This is a genomic window from Amycolatopsis sp. NPDC004079, from assembly GCF_040610415.1.
GTDB classification, from domain to species: domain Bacteria; phylum Actinomycetota; class Actinomycetes; order Mycobacteriales; family Pseudonocardiaceae; genus Amycolatopsis; species Amycolatopsis halotolerans.
Map to the genome: position 1 here is coordinate 252,313 of NZ_JBEXMH010000006.1, position 23,368 is coordinate 275,680.

Genomic DNA, 23,368 nt, shown 5'->3' on the forward strand with positions numbered 1-23,368 from the left:
TAGTCACATCCTAGCCGATCGGCTTGGCAGCTCCTTGCCGAACGGCTAGCTTCGAAAGGGCGATTCCAGTGCGGAGAGCCCGCTTCGGGCGCGAACGGAGACGACTCGTGGCACCCTTCCTGTACCGGCTCGGCAGGCTGTCGTTCCGCCGCCGGGCCCTCGTGGCGGCGGTCTGGGCGCTTGTTCTCATGGCGTTGGGCGCGGGCGCGCTCACGCTGTCGGGCAAGCTGTCGGATTCGGTGACCATTCCCGGCACCGAATCGCAGCAGGCGATCGACCGGCTGGCCGAGCACTTCCCGCAGGCCGCGGCGGGCGGCGGCACCGCGCGCGTCGCGATCGCCGCGCCGGACGGGCGGAAGATCACCGACCCGGCGGGCCAGGCGGCCGTCGAGGGCGTGGTCGGCAAGCTGAAGTCCGCGCCGAAGGTGGCCGGGGTCGTCGACCCGTTCCAGGCCAAGTCCGTCTCCCCGGACGGCCGGGTCGCGCTCGCGCAGGTGAGCTACCAGGTCAAGGGCTTCGAACTCAGCGACAGCGACCGGCAAGCGCTGCTCGCCACCGGCGAACACGCGAAGCAACTGGGGTATCAGGTCGAGTACGGCGGCGACGCGGTGCAGGGCGTTCCGGCGACCGGGGCCACCGAGGGGCTCGGCGTCGCGGTCGCGGCGGTCGTCCTGATCATCACCTTCGGCTCGCTGCTGGCCGCCGGAATTCCGTTGCTCACCGCGTTGATCGGGGTCGGCGTCGGGATGGCGGGCATCATGCTGGCGTCGGGTTCGATGGAGCTGAACTCCAACACCCCGGTGCTGGCGTTGATGATCGGGCTCGCGGTCGGCATCGACTACGCGCTCTTCATCGTCTCCCGTTATCGGCACGAACTGGCCGAGGGCCGCGAACCCGAGGAAGCCGCCGGTCGAGCTGTCGGCACCGCTGGCTCCGCCGTGGTGTTCGCCGGGCTCACCGTGATCATCGCGCTCGCCGGGCTCACTGTGGTCGGCATTCCGTTCCTCGGCCAGATGGGCGTTGCCGCTGCGGCGACTGTCGTGGTGGCTGTGCTGATCGCGTTGACGCTGCTGCCCGCCGTGCTCGGCTTCGCCGGCGCCCGGGTCGGCAGCAACAAGATCCGGGTGCGCCGCCGCACCGAGGGCCCGACGCACGGCGAGCGCTGGGCGCGTTTCGTTGCGCGGCACCGGGTTCCGGTGCTGCTGGCCGCTCTGGTCGGGTTGGCGGTCGTCGCGATTCCCGCGCTGAGCATGCAGCTCGGCCTGCCCAACGACAGCACTGCCGCGCCGGACACCACGCAGCGCAAGGCGTACGACCTGGTCAGCAAGGGCTTCGGCGAAGGCGCGAACGGGCCGCTGCTGGTCGTCGTCGACACCGGCCCGAACCACAATCCCGAGTCGCTGAAGCAGGCCGCCGCGGACATCGGCAAGCTGCCGGACGTCGCCGCAGTGACGCCGCCGAAGGTCAACCCGGCCGGGGACACCGCAGTGCTCACAGTGATCCCGAAGAGCGGCCCGAGCAGCACGCAGACCGAAGACCTCGTGTCGGCGATCCGCGCACAATCCGGTCCGCTGCAGGAAAACACCGGCGGCAGCCTCGCGGTGACCGGCCAGACCGCGGCCAACATCGACGTCTCGCAGAAGCTGTCCGACGCGATGCTGCCCTACCTCGCGCTGATCGTCGGGCTGGCGTTCCTGTTGCTGATGCTGGTGTTCCGGTCGGTCGTGGTGCCGCTGAAGGCGACGCTCGGGTTCCTCGGCTCGGTGGTCGCGACGTTCGGCGCGGTCGTCGCGGTGTTCCAGTGGGGCTGGCTGACCGACCTGCTCGGCGTCGCCTCGACCGGCCCGATCATGAGCATGCTGCCGATCCTGCTGATCGGCGTCCTGTTCGGGCTCGCGATGGACTACCAGGTGTTCCTGGTGACCCGGATGCGCGAGGAACACGTGCACGGAGCCGAGCCGCAGGAAGCGATGGTGACCGGGTTCCGGCACGGGGCGCGGGTCGTCGTGGCGGCGGCGCTGATCATGATCTCGGTGTTCGCCGGGTTCGTGCTGGCCGAGTCGACGCTGATCCAGTCGATCGGGTTCGCGCTGGCCTTCGGGGTGCTGGTGGACGCGTTCGTGATCCGGATGACGATCGTGCCCGCGGTGATGTCCCTGCTCGGGCGCGGCGCGTGGTGGCTGCCGAAGTGGCTGGACCGGATCCTGCCGAACGTCGATGTCGAGGGCGAGGGCCTGGTCCGCGAGCTCGGCACACCCGGCGACGACGAACGCGAACTGACGCGGGTCTGATCTTTTGCCGGATTTTTGTCGGTGGTGGTTCGTACCCTGTTTTCATGATCGAAGACACGGTGCGGACCTGGGTAGCGGGATGGGCGTTGTCGCGGCGGACACCGCCGCCGGTCGAGAAGCCATGGGGCCTTTTCGTCGAGGTCCTGGACAATCCCGCGGAGGTCGGCAGGCACGTCCTGCCGGAGGCTGAGGAATCGCTGGTCCGCGCCGCCGCGGGCGCGGTCAGCGAACCTCGGACGTGGCTGAAGACGCCCGCCGAACCGGAAACGCTCGAGCCGTGGATGCCGGAAGGCTGGATCGTCGCCTGGCAGGACACCGGCCATCTGATGGCGACGGATCTGCTGGCGACGAACCCGGTCGCGCCGGAGGGCTACACCGTGGCGGCGGAGACCAGCGGAGCCGTCACGTTCCTCCGGGTGCTGGACGCGTCCGGCGAGCAGGCGGCGAAAGGCCAGCTGGCGAGGGTCGGCGACGCGGTGATCGTGGACCGGGTGGTGACCGAGGAGGCCCACCGGCGACGCGGACTGGGCGGTTTTGTGATGCGCACGCTGGCCGATCGTGCGGTCGCGGATGGTGCGGTGCTTGGCGTTCTCGGGGCTACGGATGCCGGGCGGGCGCTGTACGAGACGTTGGGGTGGAAGAAGCACGCGACGTTGGCGGAGTGCATTTATCAGCCGTTGGAGTCTTAGGTCGTGGGGAGGATCGCGTTCGTTAGGGGGCGCTCGCGTTAGTTCGCGGGGAGGGTGCGCGTTAGTGGCTGGGAGGGCCCGTGTCGCGTGCGGAGAACTGCGCGTTCGTCGTGGGAGGAGCCTGCGTCGGGTGCGGAGAGCCGCGCATTAGTCGCGGGGAGAGCCCACGTTAGGTGCCGAGGGGCGCGCGTTCGGCGCAGGGAGGGCTCCGCGTTAAGTGCGGAGAGGCGCACGTTCGTTGCGGGCCCCCGTTGGCCGAGGAGAGGCGCACGTTCGTTGCGGGGCCAGGTTAGGCGCGGAGAGACGCGCGCTCGTTGCGCGCCCCGTTGGGCGCGGAGAGGCGCGCGCTCGTTGTGTGCAGTGCCCGCGTCAGGAGCGGAAACCCACGCGTCAGTCGCGGGGAGGGCTCGGTCAGGTGCGGGAAGGCTCGCGTGAGGTGCAGGGAGGTCCGCGTTGGTCGTGGGGAGGCGAGCGTCAGGTTCGGAGCGGTCCGCGTCAGTCGCCGAGAAGCGCGGGTCGGCGGCGAAAGGGCCAGCGTCGGTCAGCTGACGAGCCAGGCGATGGCCCCGCCGATCGCCAGCACTGCCGCGATGCCCAGCACCACGGCGAAGAACTTCGCGGTCTTCCACAACGAGTAGACCCCGCCGCCCAGGAAGCCGCCGAGGGCCAGCAGCAGGACCGCGATCAGCTCTTTGCTCACAGGGGTTAGCGTGCCACATGGCTTTCACCGTGACGGTACTGGGCAGCGCGACGCCGTACCCGCGCCCGGACGCTCCGTGCTCCGGGTACCTGGTGCGCCACGAGGACACCGCGATCTGGCTCGACGCCGGACCAGGCACCCTCGCTGCCCTGCAGGAACACGTCTCGCCGACGGAACTGGACGCGATCTGGATCTCGCATCTGCACGCGGACCACGTCGCGGATCTGTTACCGGCGGTGTACGCACTGTTGTTCGCGGATCTGCGCCTGCGACGCCCCATCCCGCTGCACGGCCCGCCCGGCACGGCGGCGCGGATCTCCGCGTTCCTGAGCAACACCGGCCGCGCGCCGATCGAGGAGGCGTTCGCGGTCCGGGAACTGCACGACGGACACCGAACCCGGGTCGGTGGCCTGCAACTGGAGACGGTGGCCGTGTCGCACGGATTCCCGGCGTTCGGAGTGCGGATCACCGACGGGGCGCGGACTTTCGCGTACTCCGGGGACACCGGTCCGTGCGAGGCGCTGTCCGCGTTGGCGGAGGGGACGGATCTGTTCCTGTGCGAGGCGGACAGCATCGAACCGTCCGCGGAACACCTGACGCCTGAGGAAGCGGGCCGCGCGGCTGCCGGAGCGGCGCGGCTGGTGCTCACGCATCTCGGTCACACGGTCACCGCCCGCGACGCGGTTCGCCTTGCTGCCGAACACTTTCCCGGGCCAGTGGCCTATGCCGCGCCGCGCACGGTGTTCCGCGTGTGAATCAGATCGTGAGATCCCCTGGCCAGGTTCGTTTCAGGGGCGGAATCTCGCCCCGCGTCATCCTCGCCCATTCGCGCTGATCACGAGCCGACTTCGGACAGTGCTCCGCCAGAACCTCCAGCTCCCCCAGCGAAGCGAGTGCTCGCGCCGCGGCGATCCTGGTCTCCCGGAGGACGTCCTGGAGAAGATCGATCAGCAACTCCCGGACGGGGTGCTCCCGCGCTGCTTCGCGCAATCCCGCGTTGCCCAGCCTGCGGACCGCGTTCGCACCGAGCGTGCGCACCGCGGGAAGGCGGTCCTTCAACGCCTTCGCCAAGGGATCAAGAGCGCTAATCTCTCCGGAATCTCCCAGTCCGACTGCCGCGTCCATCCGCACCACAGCGGGATAGTGGTCGAGGACCCTCTCGTACTGGGCCACTGGGTCGAGCGGGCGGAGCCGGCTGAACCCGAATCGGTAGCGGGTGACGATCGGAGCTCTGGCCGGCCAGGCCGGTCGGCGGTCCTCGGCTCGGACCTGTCCGTCCGGGACGAGGTCGAGCAGCGGAGCCGGATCACGATCGCGATCGCGCTCCACGAGAATCCGGATTGCCAGCGTGACCACCGCGCCAGACAAGGTCCCGCGGGTCGCCACTGCGAGTATCGCGTCGTCGACTCCCGTTTCTTCTGCTCGGACCAGCTCCGTCGCCAGTGCCGCGGCCTGCTGATCAGGAGAGCGCAGTATTTCTTTCAGAGAACCGCGCACGTCCATAGCCGTTAAAGCACGCCCTTCGTGGACGGAATCCCGCCAGCCCGGGGATCCGGCTCCGTAGCCGCCCGCAGCGCCCGCGCCACGGCCTTGTACTCCGCCTCCGCGATGTGGTGCGGGTCGCGGCCGTGGACGACCCGGACGTGCAGGGCGATCTGCGCGTGGAACGCCAGCGAGTCGAACACGTGCCGGGTCAGGACGAAGGGGTAGTTGTTGCCGATGGTGAACGTGTTGTACTCCTCCGGCTCCCCCACGTGCACGCAGTACGGGCGGCCGGAGACGTCGATCGCGGCGTGGGCGAGGGTTTCGTCCATCGGGATCCACGCGTCGCCGAATCGCCGGATGCCGCTCTTGTCGCCCAGGGCCTGGCGCAGTGCCTGGCCGAGCACGATCGCGGTGTCCTCGACGGTGTGGTGCGCATCGATGTGGACGTCGCCGGTCGCTTCGACCTTCAGGTCCAGCGAGCCGTGCACGCCGAACGCGGTGAGCATGTGGTCGTAGAACGGCACGCCGGTGGCGATGTCCACCTGGCCGGTCCCGTCGAGGTCCACCTGGACCAGGATGGACGATTCCTTGGTGGTGCGCTCGATTTTGCCGATGCGGCTCATCGCTTGACTTCCTTGCTCGCTTCGAGGAAAGCGTCGTTCTCTTCCGGGGTGCCGACGGTCACCCGCAGGTGGCCTTCGATGCCCACGTCCCGGATCAGCACGCCGTGGTCCAAATAGGACTGCCAGCTGGCCGGCGCGTCGCTGAACTGTCCGAAAAGGACGAAGTTGGCGTCGCTCGGCACCGGGGTGAAACCCAAGCCCAGCAAGGCTTCCACGACGCGGTCGCGTTCGGCGGAGAGCCGGTGCACCGACGCGAGGGTGGCGTCGGCGTGCCGGAGGGCGGCTCGGGCGGCCGCCTGGGTGACTTTGGAAAGGTGGTACGGCAAGCGGACGAGCTGCAGTGCGTCCACCATGGCCGGTGCGGCGGCGAGATAGCCCAGCCGGCCGCCCGCGAAGGCGAACGCCTTGCTCATCGTGCGCGACACGATCAGCTTCGCCGGATACTCCGCGATCAGCTCGATCGCGCTGGCCTGCGAGGAAAACTCCGCGTACGCCTCGTCCACCACGACGATCCCCGGGGCGGCGTCGAGCACGCCGCGCAGCTGGTCCAGCGGGATCGACCCGCCGGTGGGGTTGTTCGGGCTGGTCACGAAGACGATGTCCGGCTTGCGCTCGGCGACCGCCTTGGCGGCCTGTGCGGTGTCGAGCGAGAAGTCCGCGCGGCGCGGCACCGGCAGCCAGTCGGTGCGCGTGCCGGTCGCGATGATCGGGTGCATCGAGTACGACGGCTCGAAGCCCAGCGCAGTGCGGCCGGGACCGCCGAACGCCTGCAGGATCTGCTGCAGGATCTCGTTCGACCCGTTCGCCGCCCACACGTTGGACTCGGACAGCACCACTCGCGTGGACACCGTGAGGTAATCCGCCAGATCGGTGCGCAGCGCCACCGCGTCGCGGTCCGGGTACCGGTGCAGCGAAGCGGCTTCGGCGCGGACGGCCTCGGCGACGTCGTCGACCAGCTCGGGCGGCGGCGGGTACGGGTTTTCGTTGGTGTTGAGCCGGATCGGGACGTCCAGCTGCGGCGCTCCGTACGGGGTGCGGCCCCGCAGGTCCTCGCGCAGCGGGAGGTCGGCGAGGGTGACCTCGTCGCCGGGGATCGCTTCGGTCATCGGCCGTCTCCTTCGAAACGTGCGGTGACGGCTTCGCCGTGGGCGGGCAGGTCTTCGGCGTTCGCGAGCGAGACGACGCGGGGGGCGACCTCGCGCAGGGCGTCCTCGGAGTAGTCCACGACGTGGATCCCCTTCAGGAAACTCTGCACCGACAGGCCCGAGGAGTGCCGCGCGAACCCGCCGGTGGGCAGCACGTGGTTCGAGCCCGCGCAGTAGTCGCCCAGCGAAACCGGGGCGTACGCGCCGACGAAAATCGCCCCGGCGTTGCGCACCCGGGCGGCCACTTCACGGGCGTTGGCGGTCTGGATTTCCAAGTGCTCGGCGGCATACGCGTCCACCACGCGCAGGCCGTCGTCCACAGTGGACACCAGGATGATGCCGGACTGCTTGCCGCCCAGTGCCTGGCCGACCCGCTCGGAGTGCTTCGTCGCGGCGGCCCGCTTGGCCAGCTCGCGGTCGACGGCGTCGGCCAGCTCCTCGGAGGTGGTCACCAGGACGCTCGCGGCCAGCGGGTCGTGCTCGGCCTGGCTGATCAGGTCGGCGGCGACGTGCGCCGGGTCGGCCGTCTCGTCGGCGAGGATCGCGATCTCGGTGGGACCGGCCTCGGAGTCGATGCCGATCACGCCGCGGACCAGCCGCTTGGCCGCGGTGAGGTAGATGTTGCCCGGTCCGGTGACGATGTCGACCGGGGCCAGCTCGGCGCCGTCGGTGTCGACGCCGCCGTACGCGGCCAGCGCGACCGCCTGCGCGCCGCCGACCGCCCAGACCTCGTCCACGCCGAGCAGCGCGGCCGCGGCCAGGATCGTCGGGTGCGGCCGTCCGCCGAACGCGGCCTGCGGCGGCGAGCACACGACCAGCGAGCGCACGCCGGCCAGCTGCGCCGGGACGACGTTCATCACCACGGTCGACGGGTACACCGCCAGCCCGCCCGGCGCGTACAGGCCGACGCGGTCGACCGGCACCCAGCGCTCGGTGACCGTGCCGCCGGGGACGACCTGCGTCGTGACGTCCTGGCGGCGCTGGTCCGAGTGCACCTTCCGGGCGCGCTTGATGGACTCCTCCAGCGCGGCGCGGACCTGCGGGTCCAGCTCGGACAGCGCCTTCGAAAGCTCCTCGGCGGGCACCCGGACCGTCTCCGGGCGCACCTTGTCGAACCGCTCGGTGAACTCGAGGACCGCCTCGACCCCGCGCTCGCGCACCGCCTCGACCACCGGCCGGACGTGATGCAGCGCCGCGTCCACGTCGTACTCGGCGCGCGGAAGCGCGGCACGGAGCTCGGCAGCGGAGGGGACCTGCCCGCGCAGGTCGGTGCGGTTCAACATGGACACCAGGGTACGAGGTGGCCCGCGCGCTCCCGGCAGGGATACTCGGTGTCGACCCGCTGTCCCCGGACCAGGGAGGCTCGTGTGCCCCGGATCGCGTTGTGCCAGCTCAACTCGGGCGACGACCCGGAAGAAAACCTGAAGACGGTTCGCTCCGGCGCGGAAGCCGCGGCGGCCGCCGGCGCCAGGGTGGTGGTGTTCCCGGAGGCGACGATGGCCCGCTTCGGCCGCCCGCTCGCCCCGGTGGCCGAATCCCTGGACGGCCCGTGGGCCTCGGCGGTGGCCTCCATCGCGGCGGAGCACGACGTGCTGGTCATCGCGGGGATGTTCACGCCAGCGGACAACGGGCGGGTGCGGAACACGCTGCTGGTCACCGGGCTGGGGCAGCATCTCGGGTACGACAAGATCCACCTGTACGACGCGTTCGGGTTCGCGGAGTCGGACACTGTCGCGCCGGGGTCGGAGGTCGTGACGTTCTCCGCGGAGGGGACGGTTTTCGGCGTGGCTACCTGCTATGACCTGCGGTTCCCTGAGCTGTTCCGGCGACTGGCCGACGACGGGGCCGATGTGGTGGCGGTCCCGGCTTCGTGGGGCGCCGGGGCCGGGAAGCGGGAGCAGTGGGAAGTGCTGGTGCGCGCGCGGGCGCTGGATTCCGGCTGCTGGGTGGCGGCTTGCGGGCAGGCTGATCCTGCGGTGACCGGGGCGGAGGTCAATCCGAAGGCGCCGACCGGGATCGGGTACTCGCTGGTGGCGGACGGTTTTGGCCGGGTGGAGACGCAGGCTGGGGCCGGGGCGGAGATGCTGGTGGTGGATGTGGAGCCGGAGGTGGCCGGGAAGGCTCGGACGGCTACTGGGGCGCTGGCGAATCGGCGGTTGTGAGGAGTCAGCTCAGCAGGCGGCGCTGGAATGCTTCCATGGCTTGATCGAACTGGGCTGAGGCCTCGGGAGCGATTTCCAGCGGGAGGGTCATCTGGACCGTGACGTTCTCGCCGCTGAGCAGTCGCGCGTGCAGGGGGTCCGCGCGGTCGCGGAACTCGTACACGAAGGACCTCAGCCGTTCCACGGGCTGATCCGCGTATCGGGCGAGAGCCGCGAAGACTTCGTGCACCTCGTCCGACGGTGTCGCGTAGCCGCGGAGCCGGTAGGACCATTCCAGGAATGATTGGTAGACGGCGACGTAGCGGCTCGCCACGTGGAGTATTCGCGGGACGTCCCCGGCTTCGCCGACAGCCCCGAACGCGGCCGTTTGCGCGTCGCCGGAAAGCACCGCGCCGAAGTTCCTGATCACACTCAAAACTGTCGCGAGTTCTCGTTGGATGATCGACAGGACCTGTTCGACCGGCACGTAATCGGCCGGATGGGTAAAGCCCATGCAGTGATCAAGATAGGCGTCGTGCAACCGCTCGACCCCGCGCACCAGTTCATAAGAAAAGAGCAGATACTCCCAGCCGGGAGGGCGTTCGCCGATCAGCACCGTGACTTCGTGTTCGTTGCGCGGGACGTACCCGTTGAACCCGCCTCCGCCCACCGCGGCGGCACTGCCCAATTTCTCGCAGACGGCACTCGCGATGCCGCTCGCCCCGACGATGTTCCCGTCCAGGTAACTGATGCTGTCCCGGACGTCGTCGAGCTGGGTTGCGTCCAAGCGCACCGGAAGCAAGTACGGTTCCGGCTGGTTGATCGCCCGCAACAGCACGCTTCGCCGCTCGAATCTCGTCCACGGTTTGGCCGCGTAATGCCGGGAAACGAACATCACGGCGTACCGTGCGCGTTCCTCGTAAATCTTCGGCAGGTACTCGGTCAGATCTTCACCCCACAGCGCGACCTGCTCGTCTTGGTCGTAGAACACCTTGTACCCGGCGTCGTTCACCTCGCGGACGACAGCTTCGACGAACTCGCGGTCTTCCCCGGCGAACGACACCGCGACGTCGTAGTCGAAGACCCGCCCCGCATCCCGGGCGGTCAGCGCAGCAGGCCTTCCCGGATCGCCACCCGGACGAAACCGGCCCGGCGCCGCTCCCCCGTCTTGTCCCGGATCCGGTCCAGATAGGACCGCACCGTGCGGACGCTGATGTCCAGGATCTCCGCGACGTCGACGTCCCGCTCCCCTGCCGCCACCAGGCGCAGGACCTGTTTTTCCCGCTCCGACAGCACGATCTTCGGACCGGCGTGCCGTTCGTCGCTGTCCTGGATGATCATCCCGGCCAGCGTCGGCGAGACGTAGGCGTTGTCCTCCGCGATAGTCCGGATCGCGCGCAGCAGCTCGTCCCCGTCGACGTCCTTCGACAGGAAGCCCTTGGCGCCGGCCTGCATCGCGCCGAGGACCTCGGGCTGTTCCGCGTGTGCGGACACCACGAGCACCTTGTGCCCCATCTGCCCCACCTCGAGCACTGCCGCGGCGTCCTGGACGCCGCGGAGTTTCAGGTCGAGCACGACCACGCTGCCCGGCGGTTGGTCCTGGACCGCGAACCGCGCCACGGAGTCGGCCACCGCGACCAGTTCGATGTCCGGCGCCTCGTTCAGCACGCGCGCTACCGCGTCCCGGTACAGCGGGTGGTCTTCGATCACCCCGACCTGGATGGGTCCGCTCCGGCGCCGCCCCTCGTCGGCTTTCACCTCAGTGTTTCCTTCCCCACCAGCCCGCGGCGGATCGCTTCCTTCACGAGGCCGGGGCGCCGCCGTTCGCCGGTCTTGTCGCGGATCCGGTCGAGATAGCCGCGCACGGTGCGGACGCCGATGTCGAGGATCCGCGCGATGTCGACGTCCCGTTCCCCCGCCGCGACGAGCCGCAGCACCTGCACTTCGCGCGGCGACAGCTCCATTTCCGGCCGCGTGACCGGGCGGTCGGTGTTGTCCTTGATGATCATTCCGGCGACGACGGCCGACACGTACGCGCCGCCGCCCGCGACCGCGCGGATGGCGATGAGCAGTTCGTCGACGTCGACGTCCTTCGACAGGAATCCCTTGGCGCCGGCGGCGATCGCGGCGAGCACCGTCTCCGGTTCGGCTTGCGCGGACACGACCAGCACGTGATGGCCCAGCTCCGCGACTTCGAGCACCGCGGCCGCGCCGGCGACGCCGGGCAGGCCGAGATCGAGGAGGACGACGCTGCCGGCCGGCTGGCGCGCGACGTGGAAGCGGGCGACCGAATCGACCACCGCGCCCAGTTCGACGTCCGGCGCTTCGATGAGGACGCGTTCCACCGAACGGCGGTAAAGCGGGTGGTCTTCGATCACGGCCACCCGGACGGCGCCGGGAGCCAACGGTTCCGGCTCCGGCTCCCCCACGCCGCTGGGTCGCTGCGCTGTCGTGGTCACCGGCTCGCTCACCCCGTCCCCGCAGGCTGCCCGGCCACGGCGGGATCGAGCGCGGGACCGGTCGGCATCAGCGCGAGAAGCCCGCCCGCGACCGGATGCCCGGACCCAGAACCGTAGCCCAGCGACGTGAGCGCCGTCCCGTTCGCCACCGGATATTTTCGTCCTGTGTCCGTGACGAGATAAATCGTGCCGGACCCGGCGTCCGTCGCGACCGCGCCGCGCGAGGGCGGGACGTAGACGACATCCGCGACCCGGGCGTCGGTCCGGCTCTGCACCGGCAGCGCGCGGGCGCCGGACGGGACCGGCAGATCCGCCGAGACCGTCACGCGGCCGTTCTGCGCGCACAGGGTCACCGCGCTGCCGGTGATCGGCGCTTTGCCGGGGATCCGGTCCGGATAGGCCGCCGGATCCGCGCCGCCGGAGCGGGGTTCGCTCACCTTCTTGACCGCCGCGACGTCCGCGGCGCGAACCCGCGCCGGTTCCGGGCGGCCCGAGTACGCCGATTCGTTCGCCGGGGTCGTGACGAGCAGCGCGGCCTGGGTCTGGCCGACGGGTTCGAGACCGTCCGGGCGGACGAGGTAGTACGTCGAGGCGGTGGCCGCCCCGGCCATCGGGTCGACGACCGACAGCACCTGGCCGACGCGCGTCTCCTGCGTCCCCACGCGCGGGCCGCGGTTTCCGGCGCCGTCGACGGGGATCTCGCCGAGGTCGCGTCCGGCGGGCACGGTGTCGATCCAGCGCGCGGACACGGTGATCGTCGGGTAGCTGTCGAATTGCAGAGCCGCCGCGGCTTCGTCGCTCAGCCGGTAGCGGTGGCCGCCCGCGAGGAGGAACCGGCCGCCCTGCGGGACGCGGACGATCACGCCCGAATCGCGCGGCAGCTCGACCCCGGACGCCGCCGCTTCCAGCAGCACGGCGACGAGCGGTTCGGCCGAGGCGGGCGCGTCCTGGGTGGTGCGGCTGCAACTGGTCCACGGGGTGGTGATCAGCGTGCTGGGCAACGAATCCGGCGCGCCGACGATCCCGATCTGCGTGCCGCGCGGGGCGGTGCCGAGCTTTTCGGCGGGCACCGTGACGGTCTCATGGCCGTTGCCGCCGGCGAGCAGCCGCGCGGACGCGTAGTTGAGCACCGGGTGCACCGCGCCGTCCGCGCCGAGCACGAACCTCGCTCCGCTGTCCGCTTCCACGATCACTTTGCCGCCGGCGAGCCAGTCCTTCCCGCCGGACGGGCTGACCAGGCCGATCACCCCGAACACCGCGGTCACGAGCAGGGCCGCGCCGACGCCGAGCACCGTGCCGAGCACGAGCCGGCGGCTGGGCGACACCGGATGGTTGGCGTCCGCGGCGACGAGCGCGGACACGAGACGGCGGCGCAGGAACTGGTACGCCTGGATCTGGTCCCGCTGCGTCCACACGCTGTCCCGGCCCCCTGGAGATCACATCCGCTTCTCGCGCAGGCTAGACAGTTCTCCGGCGGCCTACGAGGGTAATTTTTACGCCCACGCGCCCGCGCGGGGACGCTAGCGTTCGCGGGGCCGGGTCGCTGCCCGGGGAAGAGGGGAATGCGTTGTCCGTGTCCGCGCCGCCTGCCCCGGCTCATGCCCGCTCCCCCGGGACCGCCGGGATTTCGGGCACCGCGCCGTGGCCGTGGCTGCTGCCGATCCGTCCGCTGCAGGCGGCCGGGTGGGAGATCGCCGCGCTGGCGCTGCTGCTCGCGTTCACCGTGCACGGCCTGGCCCAGCCGGTGCGGATCACCGTCGCCGCGCTGGCCGGGCTGCTGGTGGTGACGACGTCGGTGCGGGTCGCCGGGCGGCATTTCGCCGGGTGGGCGTGGACGTGGCTCGCGCACCGCCTGCGCCGCGACGACAGCCGCCGCGACAGTCCCGACGCCCTGCTGCGCATCGCCGGTCCGGTGAAGGTCCGCCAGCACGTCGACCGCGCGGGCAACCGATTCGGCGTCGCCGAGGTCGACGGCGACTGGAGCGCGATCGTCCGCCTCACCCCTGGCGCTGGTGAGCCCTCGACGGACGAACTGCTGGCGATCCTCCGCACGACATTCCAGAACACGGACATCCCGCTGGCCGCCGCGCAGCTGCTGACGTGGGCGGTGCCAAGGGATTCGCGGGTGTACCGGGTGCGCTGGCTCGCGGTGCGCTACCGGCCGGAGGACGCGCCGATCGCCGCCCTCGCGCGGGGCGGCGGTGAGTTGGGGGCGCTGCGGAGTACCGCGAGTGCGGCGTTGAGTTTGATGGTGGCGCTGGCGGAGTCGGGGCATCCGTCGACGGTCCTGGAAGCTGGGGAGCTGACCAACGAGCTTCGGGTGGCGCTGGGGGTTTCGACCGGCGACCCGCAGTCCGATGGGGATTTGTGGCGCGCGTGGAAGTGGGGCGGGCTTACGCAGACGTGCTACGCGCCGCGGTCTGCGCGGGGTCTTGCGCGGACGCTGGGGGTGGCGGTGCCGGGGGCGGCGTTTACCGCTACGTCCGCGACTTTGCGGCGCACTCCGGGTGGGCGGGAGAAGCTTGAGCTGGCCATCCGGGTGGGGACCCGGGCGGAGGAAGCGCCGGTGCCGCAAGGGGTTTCGGTGGTCCCGTTGCACGGCGAACAGGCCGCGGCAGTACGGCGGACGTTGCCGCTCGCGCTGACCTGAGGGTCAGGAAGGGTCCGCTCCGAAATCGATGCGAGTCTCGGGCGTCACGGACAACGCCTCGAGATCCGGGTGCGCGAAGATCGCCCGCGCGACCTCCTCGCCGCACGCCACGTAGGTGGAGGTGAGGTCGTGATCGGAGCAGACGACCCAGGCGTGGCCGCGCGGCATCCAGTAGTCCGGGCCGCTTTCGATGCCGACCTCGTCGTCGACCCGCTTCCGCAGTTCGTCGAGACCGTCCAGCGGCGCGGCGACGACGAGATGGGGTATCCCGCCCGCCGCGTCGGCGGAAACGTCGTAACCGAAATAGACGTCCGACGCACCCGAAACTCCGGCCAGGATGCCGCACAGCGCGCGCTGCTCGCGAGGGCGCAGGCGGCTGGATTCGGTCGTCCATTGCCGCGGCCCGGTGGCGACATCAGCCCGGGCAAGAGTCAGGTGGCACGTTTCCGGGTGGATTTCCAGCCCGAGCCGCTCCGCCAGGCTCGCCCAGCTTCGCAGGTCGGTTTCGTCGCCGGTGCGGGCGAACGCGGGCAAGATCCGCAGGTAGGCCGGATAGCCCGCAGGCAGGATCTGGCGCACGATGTGCCCCGGCCCGGCATACCCCGCCGAGACGTAAATGTTCTCCAGCCACGCCAGTTCGGCGCGGGCGTCCGGGGTCAGGTCGGCGATCGGCACGCGGCAACCCTGCCAAGCCCGCTGCCCGGGGCACAATGAGTTAATCAGCGCGAAGCAGCCGTTCCAGCTCCGTCTCCGCCTCGCCGCTCCCCGCGTCCGAAAGCCGTTGCAGCTCCCGCAGATCGCGGTTCTCCACCGCCCGCCGGGTCAGCAACCGGCCCGCGTGTTCGCTGCCCTCGTCCAGCAGATCCGACAGTTCGGTCAGGTCGCCGCGGCCGTCGGCGAGGTCGGCTAGGCGGTCCAGTGCGGTCTCGTTCCCGTCGTCGGCGAGCGCGCGCAGGGTGTCGTAATCAGCCATGCGGCCAGTTTCCAACCTTGCCCCAGGGACAAGGTCAAGCGCGATACTGGAGGCATGCTCACCATCGGCCAGCTCGCCCGCCACGCCGGGGTTTCGGCCAAGGCGGTCCGCGTCTACCACGCCAAAGGGCTGCTTCCCGAGCCCGAACGCGACGCCTCCGGGTACCGACGTTATGACGCGCAGGCGGTCATCGACCTCGCCCGCATCGTCACGCTCGCCCAGGCGGGCGTCCCGCTGGCGCGCATTCCTCAGGTGCTGAACGCCGATGAGACCGCGCTCGAGCAGATCGACGCCGAGTTGCGCGACCGGATCCGGCAGCTCCAGCAACGTCGGGTCCGGTTGCGGGATCTCGATCAGCCCGATCGGCTCTGCCTGCCGCCGGAAGCCATCGCGTTCATGGAGCGGCTCCGACCGATGGGGCTGTCCGAGCGCCACGAGCACGCGATCCGCGACGGCTGGATCCTCGCCTGCGCGCTGGCTCCGGACATCAGCCGCGCGATCCTCGCCAGTCGCATCGCGTTGCTGGACGATCCGGAATACGTCGCCGTTCTCCGCGCGTACGACGAGGCGATCGAGTGGAGTCCCGACGATCCGCGGCTCGAAGCGATCGCCGACACCGCAGCGGAGCTCGCGAAGCGGATGACGTTGCCGTCTGATCTGCCGGACTTCCGGAAGGTCCCCCATCAGGTCGTCGAGCTTCTCACTCAGCATCTCGACAGTCCGGCCTGGCAGCGCATCGATCAACTCGTCGCACAGAGGCTCAGCGAAGCGAAGAACGCGACGTCGGAGCCAAGCGAAGCCGCTGCACGTCGGGCATAGCCAACCCGCGTTCGAAAGCCTGCCGGGCGGCCAGGTCAGGGAAAACCCAGACTCCCACCCGGACGTTCTCCCCTTCCCGCACCGGCAGCGTGCGGAAGGTGTTCTCCGCGGGCTCGGTGACGAAGGAAGCGAACGGTGCGACAAAGTCCGTAGAAGCCGGGCCGATCAGCACCAGGATTCGCGATGACGCAGCATCAACTGGCCGGGGCAACGGCGGGAAGTCCACTTCGGGGCGCAGCAGCAGGACGTTGTCGCTGTCGAGCATGGTGGCGTTGGCGGCGTCGCGATGTGTCCGCCAGGCCTCGCCTTCGAGGTAGAACGCGGTCAGCGCGGCGTGCCGCGACGCCATGTCCGGGAAGGAACGGAACCACACGAAGCGGTCCGGGTCGTCCTCGTCGCGGAATTGGCCGACGACCGTGCAGCCCGCCGTCTCCTGCGGTTCCAGCAGTTCACGGTCGAACAGGTCGATCAGGACGTCCCGTTGCCCGGGACGGAGGGTGTACTGGCGAAGCTCCACGACGGTCACCGCGGCGAATCTGCCATCTCGCCATCACCAGAGCGAGTGGCAGGACTGACTCCTTCCGCATAATTCCTGCCGTATCCTCGAACCATGCGAACCGTCGCGGTCGCGCTGGTCGACGACATGCCGCTGTTCGAGCTGGCCATCGCGGCGGAGGTGTTCGGGCCGTCCCGGACCGACCTCGCCGACCCCTGGTACGAGCTGAGGTTCTGCGCGGCGAAGCCGGAAACCCGCACCGAGTTCGGGTTCCGGCACCACGCGAGTCACGGTCTCGAGACGCTCAAGGACGCCGATACCGTGCTGGTCCCCGCGTTGCCGTATGCGTGTGTCCAAACTGGACAGCCCATCCCGGCGAATCTGGTCAGCGCGATCCGGGAGGCAGCAGAGACAGGGGCGCGGATCGTCTCGCTGTGCACGGGTGCGTTCGCGCTCGCGGCGGCAGGGTTGCTGGACGGTCGGCGCGCGGCGACGCATTGGATGTACGCCGCCACCCTCGGCATGCTGTATCCGCAGGTCCAGGTGGACGCGTCGGTGCTCTACGTGGACGACGGGCAGGTGCTCACCAGCGCCGGACGCAGCGCGGGAATCGACCTCTGCCTGCACGTCGTGCGCGGCGACCTCGGCGCGCACGTCGCCAACGAGGTCGCGCGCCGGATGGTGCTGCCCGCGCACCGCGGCGGCGGCCAGGCGCAATACGTGTCCGCGACGGTGCCGGAGACCGACGACGCCGGGCTCGGTCCGGTGCTGCACTGGGCGACCCGGCACCTCGACCAGCCGCTGACCGTCGAGCAGTTGGCCCGCCAGGCCGGGGTCAGCCCGCGCACGTTCGTCCGCCGGTTCCACGAAGCCACCGGGACCACGCCGTTGCAATGGCTGCTCGACCAGCGCGTCCTGCACGCCCGCAGCCTGCTGGAATCCACCGACCTGCCGATCGGGCTGATCGGCGAACGCAGCGGCCTCGGCTCGGCGGCCAACCTCCGCCGCCATTTCACACTCCGGCTGGGGACGGCTCCGACGGACTACCGGCGCGCGTTCCGCGGGTGAGCCCGATCGCGGTCAGCCCGGCCGCGACGGTCAGGCCGACGGCCGTCCAGCACGCGACTTCTACCTCCGTCGCGAGGAAAACCGCGGTCAGCACAGCGACTCCGACGGTTCCGCCGAGCTGCTGCACCGCGTTCAGCAGCCCAGCCGCCGAACCCGTTTCCGAGGGACGGACTAGCGCCAGCGCGGCGGTGAAGAACGGCACAGTGAACAACCCGGTTCCCGTTCCCGCGATCGCCAGCGAGAGCAGCAATGGCCAGCCAACAGCGATCCCAGCGATGCCGACGGCCAGGAAGCCCAGGCCAGCAAAGAGAATCCGGCTGCCATAACGCGGGACCAGCCAGCGTCCGGCCGCAAAGGACGATACCGCCAGCCCGCACGACCATGGCAGCAACGAGAGTCCGGCGGTCCGGGCGTCGGCGTGCTGGGTCAACTGCAGGAACAGGACGACGACCTGGGTCAGGCCGGTCATCACGGCGAAGAACAGCACTGACGTCGCCAACCCGGCCGGGAAACCCAGGCCGCGGAAGAGGCCGCGTTCGATCAGGCCGCCGCGAAACCGTTGCTGCACCGCGAAAACCACCAGCACAACCACTCCGGCGGAGACGAGATAGCCGTTCCACCGCGTGAGGAGCGGATAGACCACCAGCCCGGCGCCCACGACGACCAAGGCGGTCCCGAGCAGGTCGAGCCGCGGCCGGGCGGCGGACCGGTCTTCGGTGAGCAGACCGGACGCGGCGAGCACAGCGAGTCCGAGCGGGACGTTCACCAGGAACACCGACCGCCACGTCCAGGCGTCGGTCAGCAGTCCGCCGAGGACCGGTCCGCTCACCGCGGCCAGTCCCATCACCGGGCCGATCATGCCGAGCGCCCGGGCCCGGGCCGCGCCGTCGAAGAGGACGCGGATCAGCCCGATCGTCTGCGGGATCACCAACGCGGCCGAAGCTCCTTGCAGCGCCCGGAAAACGAGCAGGAAACCCGGGGTGGCCGCGGCCGCGCACAGGGCCGAGGCGAGGACGAAACCGGCCATGCCGAACTGGAAAGTGCGGCGCCGGCCGAGAATGTCGCCGAGGCGTCCGCCGGTGATCAGCAAAAGCGCGAACGGCAGCGTGTACCCGACGGTGTAGAAGGAGATCGCACCGCCCAGTTCGGCGTGCACCGCGGGCGCGGCGACCTGGACGATGGTGGTGTCGAGGAGGTTCATCGCTTCCGCGACGAGCAGGACCGCCAGCGCGGTCCAGCGGCGTGAATCGTTCATGCCGCCAGCCTGGGCAGCAGCCCAGCAAGGTTCCAGCCGCCGTCCACAACGAGCAGAAATCTTCCACTCGGGACAGTCTGGTGCAGAATCAAGCCATGCTCGACAACCTCGACCACGCCCTCGTCCACGCCCTCCAGATCGACGGCCGCACCCCGTTCGCGCGGATCGGCACCGTCCTGGGCGTCTCGACGCAAACTGTCGCCCGCCGGTACCGGCGGCTGCGCGCCGAAGCCGGACTGCGCGTCGTCGGGCTGGCCGCGCCGCATCGCGCCGGGCAGACGCAGTGGCTCGTGCGGCTCACCGTCGTCCCGGCGGTCGCGCAACGGGTCGCCGACGCGCTCGTCCGGCGCACCGACACGACCTGGGTCAAGCTGGCCGGAGGCGGTACGGAAATCTGCGTGATCGTCCACGCTGCCAACGACTCCACGCCGGAGCACGGCCTGCTGCTGCACGACATCCCGCGCACAACCGGCATCACCGCCGTCTCCGCGCACCAGCTGCTGCATCTGTACCACGGCGGGCCGACCGCCTGGCTGGGCCGCGCCGAAGTCCTGACCGACGCCCAACGCCGCCAGCTGGAACCGGAAACCCGCGCCACGCTTGCCCCAGCGACCGCCGCCGACGGACCTCTGCTCACCGCACTGCAGCGAGACGGCCGCCTCGGCCAGACCGAGCTGGCGGCGATTACGGGCTGGTCCGCCGCGACCGTCGCACGCCGGATCGCCGACCTGCGCGCGGCCGAAACCCTGTACTTCGACGTGGAAATCGACGCCCGGCTCTTCGGCGCGACCACACAGGCTCTGCTGTGGATGGCGGTCGCCCCAGCCGATCTCGACGCCGTCGCCACCGAACTCGCCACCCACCGCGAGCTAGCCGTCGTAGCCGCGACCACCGGACCGACAAACCTGCTCGCGCACGCCCTCTGCGCCGATCCCCCAGCGCTGCACCGCTACCTCACCCACCGCCTCGGCGCGCTGCCCGGCATCCGTTCCTGCGAAACCGCGCCGGTCCTGCGGACGCTGAAAGCCGCGAGTCCGCTCAGCCGCTGACCGCCTCGTACACCCCGGCGATCAACGCCACGAACGGCACCAGCGACAACAACACCAGGAATTCCGAAATGTCCAGCAACCGCGACCAATACGGCGACCGCACCCCGCGCGCGACCCGCGTCGCGTAGAACAGCGACACCACCGCGGCCACCACCAGCGTCAGCCCGACCGCGAGCAGCGCGATCCGCTGGTTGGCCGCGATCAGCCAGAAACCCGCCGTCAGCAAGGCAATGAGGCCGAAGCCGACCAGCACCAACCGCTGCGTGCGGCCCGCGTACGAGCGCGACCGCTGGATCCAGGCCGTCCCCACGAGCGCGGCCAACCCGGCTTCCCAAGGCCCGCCGGTAGTGAGCACGATCGAGGAACCGATCACCACCAGCCCGAGCGCCACCAGCAGGCTCGTGAGCAACGCCTGCGCGTACGTGGTCCGCCCGGCCATCTCCACACCGAGCGACGGCTGTTCGTTGGCACGGAAGGATTCCATGTCGTCCGGCACGCGCGGAAGCGGCATCCGGCCCAGCCGCAGCGCGAGCATCGGCGCGACAGCCGCCAACGCCGTCGCCAACACCGCCGCGACAGCCGCGGCGGCGACCGGCTTCGCGCCGGTCAGCAGCACCACTCCGGACGCGATCGCGCCGATCCCGGCCGAACCGACGACCGCCACGAAGAACGGCAACCGGTCGGCGACGGAAACCGCAGCCAGCACACCGTAAACAGTCACCGCCGCGAGCCCCGCAGCAAGCGGTCCGGCGGAGAGGGAGAACACCGAATGCGGTGGCAGCAAAGAAATTCCGGCCAGGAACGCCACGCCGACCCCGGCCAGCGCACCGGCCGCACCCGCGCCCGAGTCGCCGTACGCCCGGCTCAACGCGCCGCCGCCGAGCAGCAGCACGATAGCGAGCAGCCCGGTGCCGATCGGCGCGAGCACGCTGCCCGCCAGCGAGGCCTGGATCAGCAGCCCGCCCGCGAAAAACAGCGCCGCGGCGGCCGTGATCCCAGCCCGGCGAGCGACCTTCGGCCCCCACGCGGTCGACGCGGATTCCCCGACGCTCGCGATCGAGTCCACCACGTCGTCGAACAGCAACGGACCCCGCGGACGTTCGCGCGGGGTCAGGTGGAGCACTTCGCCGTCGCGCACCTGCGCGGCGGCCACGGTGAGCCCGAGCGCGAGCGGCGCGCCGCCGAGCCGCGACAGCACCCAGCCCGGATGCTCGGCCGACGCCTGCCCGGCCGCCCCGGCGAGCCGGACCAGCTGCGGCACCAGTTCGGCGAACGTGCTCTGCTGCGGCAGCGCGACGTCCACCCTGGCGCGCGGGGTGACGATCGTGACGCGCCGGGTCGACCCGGCGACGGCCGGCGCGCTCACAGCTGGGACCTGGACGCCTCGATCACCGGGGCGAACTTCGCGCTGCTCGCCTCGGCGAGCTTCTGCAGGCCGGCGTTCACCGCTTCGAGGACGATCTCCGACAGCGTGCGCGCGTCGTACTCGCGGATCGCGCGCTGGTCGATGTCGACCGAGGTGAACCGACCGTCGCCGCGCAGCGTCACCGTCACCTCGTTCTGCCGCGAAGCCGCCTTGACCTCCATCGCCTCGACCGTGCGCTGGATCCGCTGCACCTCTTCGGTCTGCTTGCGGACCTGCGCGAGCAGGTCGTCCATGTCCGGCACGGCATACGGTTCAGTCACCGTCGTTCTCCTTCTCCTGCGGGGTTTCCCGGCGGACGTGCACGCTGGCGACGAACTTCCGGAAGTCGGGGACGAGCGTGCGCGCGTCCCGCGGATCGGCGGTGCAGACCAGTTCCAGCACGACCCGCCCGGCCGGACCGGGCACGGTCAGGAACACCTGGATCTGCAGCAGATCCTGGCCTTCGCCGGTGCGCATCCGCAAGGTCTGGGTGCAGCCGGGCGCGGCGGGGCCGCCGACCTCTTGGCGGTCGAGGACGTCCAGCAGCGCCATCGTCCGGCCGAGCCGTTCGACGGCCTCGTCGGCGATGTCCTTCATCGGCAGGGAATCCCGGCGCTGCTGGATGCCGAGCGTGATGTTCGGCGTGAAGTCCGCGACCGGTTTCGGGTGCACGGCGACGAAAACCAGCCCGGGCGCGATCGGCGGCACCGGCGTCCAGCCCTCGGGGACGTCGAAGCCCAGCGGGAGCGTCACCAGATCGGCCATGGCGCTCACCAGGAACCCACATACTGCGCGGCGTCGTCCCAGGCCCCGCCCAGCGCGTTGGCCGCCTCGCTCGCCGCGTCGCCGACCGCGTCGACCGCCGCACCGCCGTATTCGCTGACCGCCGCGCCGACCTTCGGCAGGTCGATGTCGATCTTCGCCCCGAGTCCGGCGCCGAGGCCCAGCGCGGCACCGGCCTTGAAGTTCATCTTCAGATGCCCGCTGTCATACACGAACTGCCCGTCGAGCTGAGCGCCGATTCCATATTGGACGCTCCCGCTCGCGCCGACGCCGACCCCGGCGACGTCAGCCGCGACCTGGCCCTCCAGCTTGCCGCCCGCGAAGGCGTTGGCGTGCACGCCGAGTCCGTGGATCCCCAGCTGGCCCGAGGCGCTGACCTCGCCGCCCGCGAACGCGGAACCGCGGGCGCTGCCGTGCGCGACGCCGTAGCTCCCGCTGGTCCCGATGTCCTCCCGGAACCCGAGTTCAGCGTGGCCGGAAGCCTTCGCGTCCCAGCCCTGCGACGAGATTTTCCCGTCGTACTCCGGAATGAAGCCGTCTTGCTCGTGCGCGGTCTTGTAGTAGGTGATCTCGGTGGCGCGGGCGATCTCGCTCTTCAGCTTCGGCTGTCCGAACGGCGTGTCGGCCTTCTTCGGCGCCCGCGTGCCTTCCAAACCGTTCCAGGTCAGCTTCTTCCAGCCGGAATTGCCGAACCACGACGGCGCCGAACGAGGCCGTTTCCGTCCGTCGAGGGTGTCGCCGTTGACCCAGGACAACGGGCCGTAGTTGCGTTTGCCCAGCTTGCCCGGCTTGCTCATCGGACCGGCCCACGGCGCGGGGAACAACTCCGCCAGCGCGTCGGACAACTCGTCGGCGACCTGCCCGGCCGCCGCGACCGCCTGCTCGCCCAAATCCCTCGCGGCGGCGATGAAAGCGCCCACCGCGTTCGGATCCGCCGAGCGCGCCTGGTTGATCAGCTGCGTGCCGTACTGCTCGAACTGCGCGGCGACGGAGTCAACGCCAGAACGCGCCCACCGCAACAGCTGTCCGGCCATCGACAACCGCTTGCCCTGGTCGGCCAGCTTCGTGCCGTCCTCGGTCAAGGCGTGCGCGACATCGGACGCTGCTGTCGCGTACGCGGTGTACGCAGCGCCGTCCCAGTCAGCGTGCAATGCGGTGGCAGCGTCCGCGATTTCGGTGGCTTTGCCGGTAATCGTGGACGCGTTGGTGCCACAGCGGTTCGCCGCCGCTTCGAGCGCCGCCGGGTCGCCGGTGACCCGGCGCTGGTATTCGACCAGCACCTGCCGGTAGTTCGACAGCACCGAGCTGACGACTCCGGACGCGTCCACGGCCACCGG

The 23,368-nt window shown here is 70.5% G+C and carries 25 protein-coding genes; 8 read left to right on the forward strand and 17 right to left on the reverse strand.

Going from position 1 to position 23,368, the window contains the following annotated elements:
- The first annotated feature begins 107 nt into the window (after positions 1–107).
- Positions 108–2,291 (forward strand): MMPL family transporter, encoded by a 2,184-nt coding sequence (locus ABZX37_RS09445; RefSeq protein ID WP_354737664.1) that lies wholly within the window; start codon positions 108–110, stop codon positions 2,289–2,291.
- Positions 2,292–2,335: 44 nt separating this feature from the next.
- Positions 2,336–2,980 carry a GNAT family N-acetyltransferase gene (locus tag ABZX37_RS09450; protein ID WP_354737666.1) on the forward strand — a complete coding sequence of 215 codons (645 nt, stop codon included), beginning with the start codon at positions 2,336–2,338 and terminating at the stop codon, positions 2,978–2,980.
- Between the two features lie 541 nt (positions 2,981–3,521).
- On the opposite strand, the gene ABZX37_RS09455 is transcribed toward ABZX37_RS09450, so the two are convergent.
- On the reverse strand, positions 3,522–3,680 hold the full coding sequence (locus ABZX37_RS09455) for a hypothetical protein (RefSeq protein WP_354737668.1): 159 nt from the start codon (positions 3,678–3,680) through the stop codon (positions 3,522–3,524).
- Between the two features lie 17 nt (positions 3,681–3,697).
- Here ABZX37_RS09455 and ABZX37_RS09460 point away from each other — a divergent pair, with 17 nt between their 5' ends.
- Positions 3,698–4,435: an MBL fold metallo-hydrolase gene (locus ABZX37_RS09460; RefSeq protein ID WP_354737670.1), complete on the forward strand. Its 738-nt coding sequence runs from the start codon at positions 3,698–3,700 to the stop codon at positions 4,433–4,435.
- Position 4,436: 1 nt separating this feature from the next.
- Here the strand turns inward: ABZX37_RS09460 and ABZX37_RS09465 are convergent, their stop codons facing one another.
- Genes ABZX37_RS09465 through hisD form a run of 4 tightly spaced genes read right to left on the reverse strand, consistent with a single transcriptional unit; the run spans position 4,437 to position 8,216 of the window.
- The gene (locus ABZX37_RS09465) at positions 4,437–5,177 is read right to left on the reverse strand and encodes a hypothetical protein (RefSeq protein WP_354737672.1); all 741 of its coding nucleotides are present in this window, start codon (positions 5,175–5,177) and stop codon (positions 4,437–4,439) included.
- An 11-nt stretch (positions 5,178–5,188) separates the two neighbouring features.
- Positions 5,189–5,788, reverse strand: coding sequence for an imidazoleglycerol-phosphate dehydratase HisB (hisB, locus tag ABZX37_RS09470; RefSeq protein ID WP_354737674.1), 600 nt, complete (start codon positions 5,786–5,788; stop codon positions 5,189–5,191).
- Positions 5,785–6,894, reverse strand: coding sequence for a histidinol-phosphate transaminase (locus ABZX37_RS09475; protein WP_354737676.1), 1,110 nt, complete (start codon positions 6,892–6,894; stop codon positions 5,785–5,787). The genes hisB and ABZX37_RS09475 overlap by 4 nt, the downstream gene beginning before the upstream one ends.
- On the reverse strand, positions 6,891–8,216 hold the full coding sequence (gene hisD, locus ABZX37_RS09480; RefSeq protein WP_354737678.1) for a histidinol dehydrogenase: 1,326 nt from the start codon (positions 8,214–8,216) through the stop codon (positions 6,891–6,893). The genes ABZX37_RS09475 and hisD overlap by 4 nt, the downstream gene beginning before the upstream one ends.
- A gap of 84 nt (positions 8,217–8,300) precedes the next feature.
- Between hisD and ABZX37_RS09485 the strand changes: the two genes are divergently transcribed.
- Positions 8,301–9,095, forward strand: coding sequence for a carbon-nitrogen hydrolase family protein (locus ABZX37_RS09485; protein ID WP_354737680.1), 795 nt, complete (start codon positions 8,301–8,303; stop codon positions 9,093–9,095).
- 4 nt (positions 9,096–9,099) lie between these two features.
- Here the strand turns inward: ABZX37_RS09485 and ABZX37_RS09490 are convergent, their stop codons facing one another.
- The 4 genes from ABZX37_RS09490 to eccB are packed head-to-tail and all read right to left on the reverse strand — an operon-like array spanning position 9,100 to position 12,948.
- Positions 9,100–10,137, reverse strand: a complete 1,038-nt coding sequence (locus tag ABZX37_RS09490; protein ID WP_354737682.1) for a toll/interleukin-1 receptor domain-containing protein — start codon at positions 10,135–10,137, stop codon at positions 9,100–9,102.
- A 41-nt stretch (positions 10,138–10,178) separates the two neighbouring features.
- A complete protein-coding gene (locus ABZX37_RS09495) occupies positions 10,179–10,832 on the reverse strand; it encodes a response regulator transcription factor (protein ID WP_116202251.1) in 654 nt (217 codons plus the stop codon).
- The gene (locus tag ABZX37_RS09500) at positions 10,829–11,503 is read right to left on the reverse strand and encodes a response regulator transcription factor (RefSeq protein WP_354737767.1); all 675 of its coding nucleotides are present in this window, start codon (positions 11,501–11,503) and stop codon (positions 10,829–10,831) included. Before ABZX37_RS09500 ends, ABZX37_RS09495 begins: the two co-directional genes overlap by 4 nt.
- 38 nt (positions 11,504–11,541) lie before the next feature.
- Positions 11,542–12,948: a type VII secretion protein EccB gene (gene eccB / locus ABZX37_RS09505; RefSeq protein WP_354737684.1), complete on the reverse strand. Its 1,407-nt coding sequence runs from the start codon at positions 12,946–12,948 to the stop codon at positions 11,542–11,544.
- Between the two features lie 152 nt (positions 12,949–13,100).
- On the opposite strand from eccB, the gene ABZX37_RS09510 reads away from it, so the two are divergent.
- Positions 13,101–14,183, forward strand: a complete 1,083-nt coding sequence (locus tag ABZX37_RS09510) for a type VII secretion protein EccE (protein WP_354737686.1) — start codon at positions 13,101–13,103, stop codon at positions 14,181–14,183.
- 3 nt (positions 14,184–14,186) lie between these two features.
- Here ABZX37_RS09510 and ABZX37_RS09515 read toward each other — a convergent pair whose 3' ends face one another.
- Both ABZX37_RS09515 and ABZX37_RS09520 read right to left on the reverse strand, forming a co-directional pair.
- Positions 14,187–14,858: a hypothetical protein gene (locus ABZX37_RS09515; protein WP_354737688.1), complete on the reverse strand. Its 672-nt coding sequence runs from the start codon at positions 14,856–14,858 to the stop codon at positions 14,187–14,189.
- 40 nt (positions 14,859–14,898) lie between these two features.
- Complete coding sequence (locus ABZX37_RS09520; protein WP_354737690.1) at positions 14,899–15,156, reverse strand: hypothetical protein; 258 nt, start codon at positions 15,154–15,156, stop codon at positions 14,899–14,901.
- Between the two features lie 54 nt (positions 15,157–15,210).
- Between ABZX37_RS09520 and ABZX37_RS09525 the strand changes: the two genes are divergently transcribed.
- Entirely contained in the window at positions 15,211–15,975 is a 765-nt protein-coding gene (locus tag ABZX37_RS09525) for a MerR family transcriptional regulator (protein WP_354737692.1), read from the forward strand.
- Here the strand turns inward: ABZX37_RS09525 and ABZX37_RS09530 are convergent.
- A complete protein-coding gene (locus tag ABZX37_RS09530) occupies positions 15,917–16,501 on the reverse strand; it encodes an NIPSNAP family protein (RefSeq protein WP_354737694.1) in 585 nt (194 codons plus the stop codon). The two genes, ABZX37_RS09525 and ABZX37_RS09530, sit on opposite strands and share 59 nt — an antisense overlap.
- An 84-nt stretch (positions 16,502–16,585) precedes the next feature.
- On the opposite strand from ABZX37_RS09530, the gene ABZX37_RS09535 reads away from it, so the two are divergent.
- On the forward strand, positions 16,586–17,539 hold the full coding sequence (locus ABZX37_RS09535; protein ID WP_354737696.1) for a helix-turn-helix domain-containing protein: 954 nt from the start codon (positions 16,586–16,588) through the stop codon (positions 17,537–17,539).
- Here ABZX37_RS09535 and ABZX37_RS09540 read toward each other — a convergent pair.
- Positions 17,484–18,794, reverse strand: a complete 1,311-nt coding sequence (locus ABZX37_RS09540; protein WP_354737698.1) for an MFS transporter — start codon at positions 18,792–18,794, stop codon at positions 17,484–17,486. The two genes, ABZX37_RS09535 and ABZX37_RS09540, sit on opposite strands and share 56 nt — an antisense overlap.
- Positions 18,795–18,889: 95 nt before the next feature.
- On the opposite strand from ABZX37_RS09540, the gene ABZX37_RS09545 reads away from it, so the two are divergent.
- Entirely contained in the window at positions 18,890–19,843 is a 954-nt protein-coding gene (locus ABZX37_RS09545; RefSeq protein ID WP_354737700.1) for an AsnC family transcriptional regulator, read from the forward strand.
- Here the strand turns inward: ABZX37_RS09545 and eccD are convergent.
- The 4 genes from eccD to ABZX37_RS09565 are packed head-to-tail and all read right to left on the reverse strand — an operon-like array spanning position 19,833 to position 23,365.
- Positions 19,833–21,209, reverse strand: coding sequence for a type VII secretion integral membrane protein EccD (eccD, locus tag ABZX37_RS09550; protein ID WP_354737702.1), 1,377 nt, complete (start codon positions 21,207–21,209; stop codon positions 19,833–19,835). The genes ABZX37_RS09545 and eccD overlap by 11 nt on opposite strands.
- Positions 21,206–21,529: a YbaB/EbfC family nucleoid-associated protein gene (locus tag ABZX37_RS09555; protein ID WP_116202260.1), complete on the reverse strand. Its 324-nt coding sequence runs from the start codon at positions 21,527–21,529 to the stop codon at positions 21,206–21,208. Before ABZX37_RS09555 ends, eccD begins: the two co-directional genes overlap by 4 nt.
- Complete coding sequence (locus ABZX37_RS09560) at positions 21,522–22,013, reverse strand: hypothetical protein (RefSeq protein ID WP_354737704.1); 492 nt, start codon at positions 22,011–22,013, stop codon at positions 21,522–21,524. Before ABZX37_RS09560 ends, ABZX37_RS09555 begins: the two co-directional genes overlap by 8 nt.
- Before the next feature lie 5 nt (positions 22,014–22,018).
- Positions 22,019–23,365 (reverse strand): WXG100 family type VII secretion target, encoded by a 1,347-nt coding sequence (locus tag ABZX37_RS09565; RefSeq protein WP_354737706.1) that lies wholly within the window; start codon positions 23,363–23,365, stop codon positions 22,019–22,021.
- Positions 23,366–23,368: the final 3 nt, after the last annotated feature.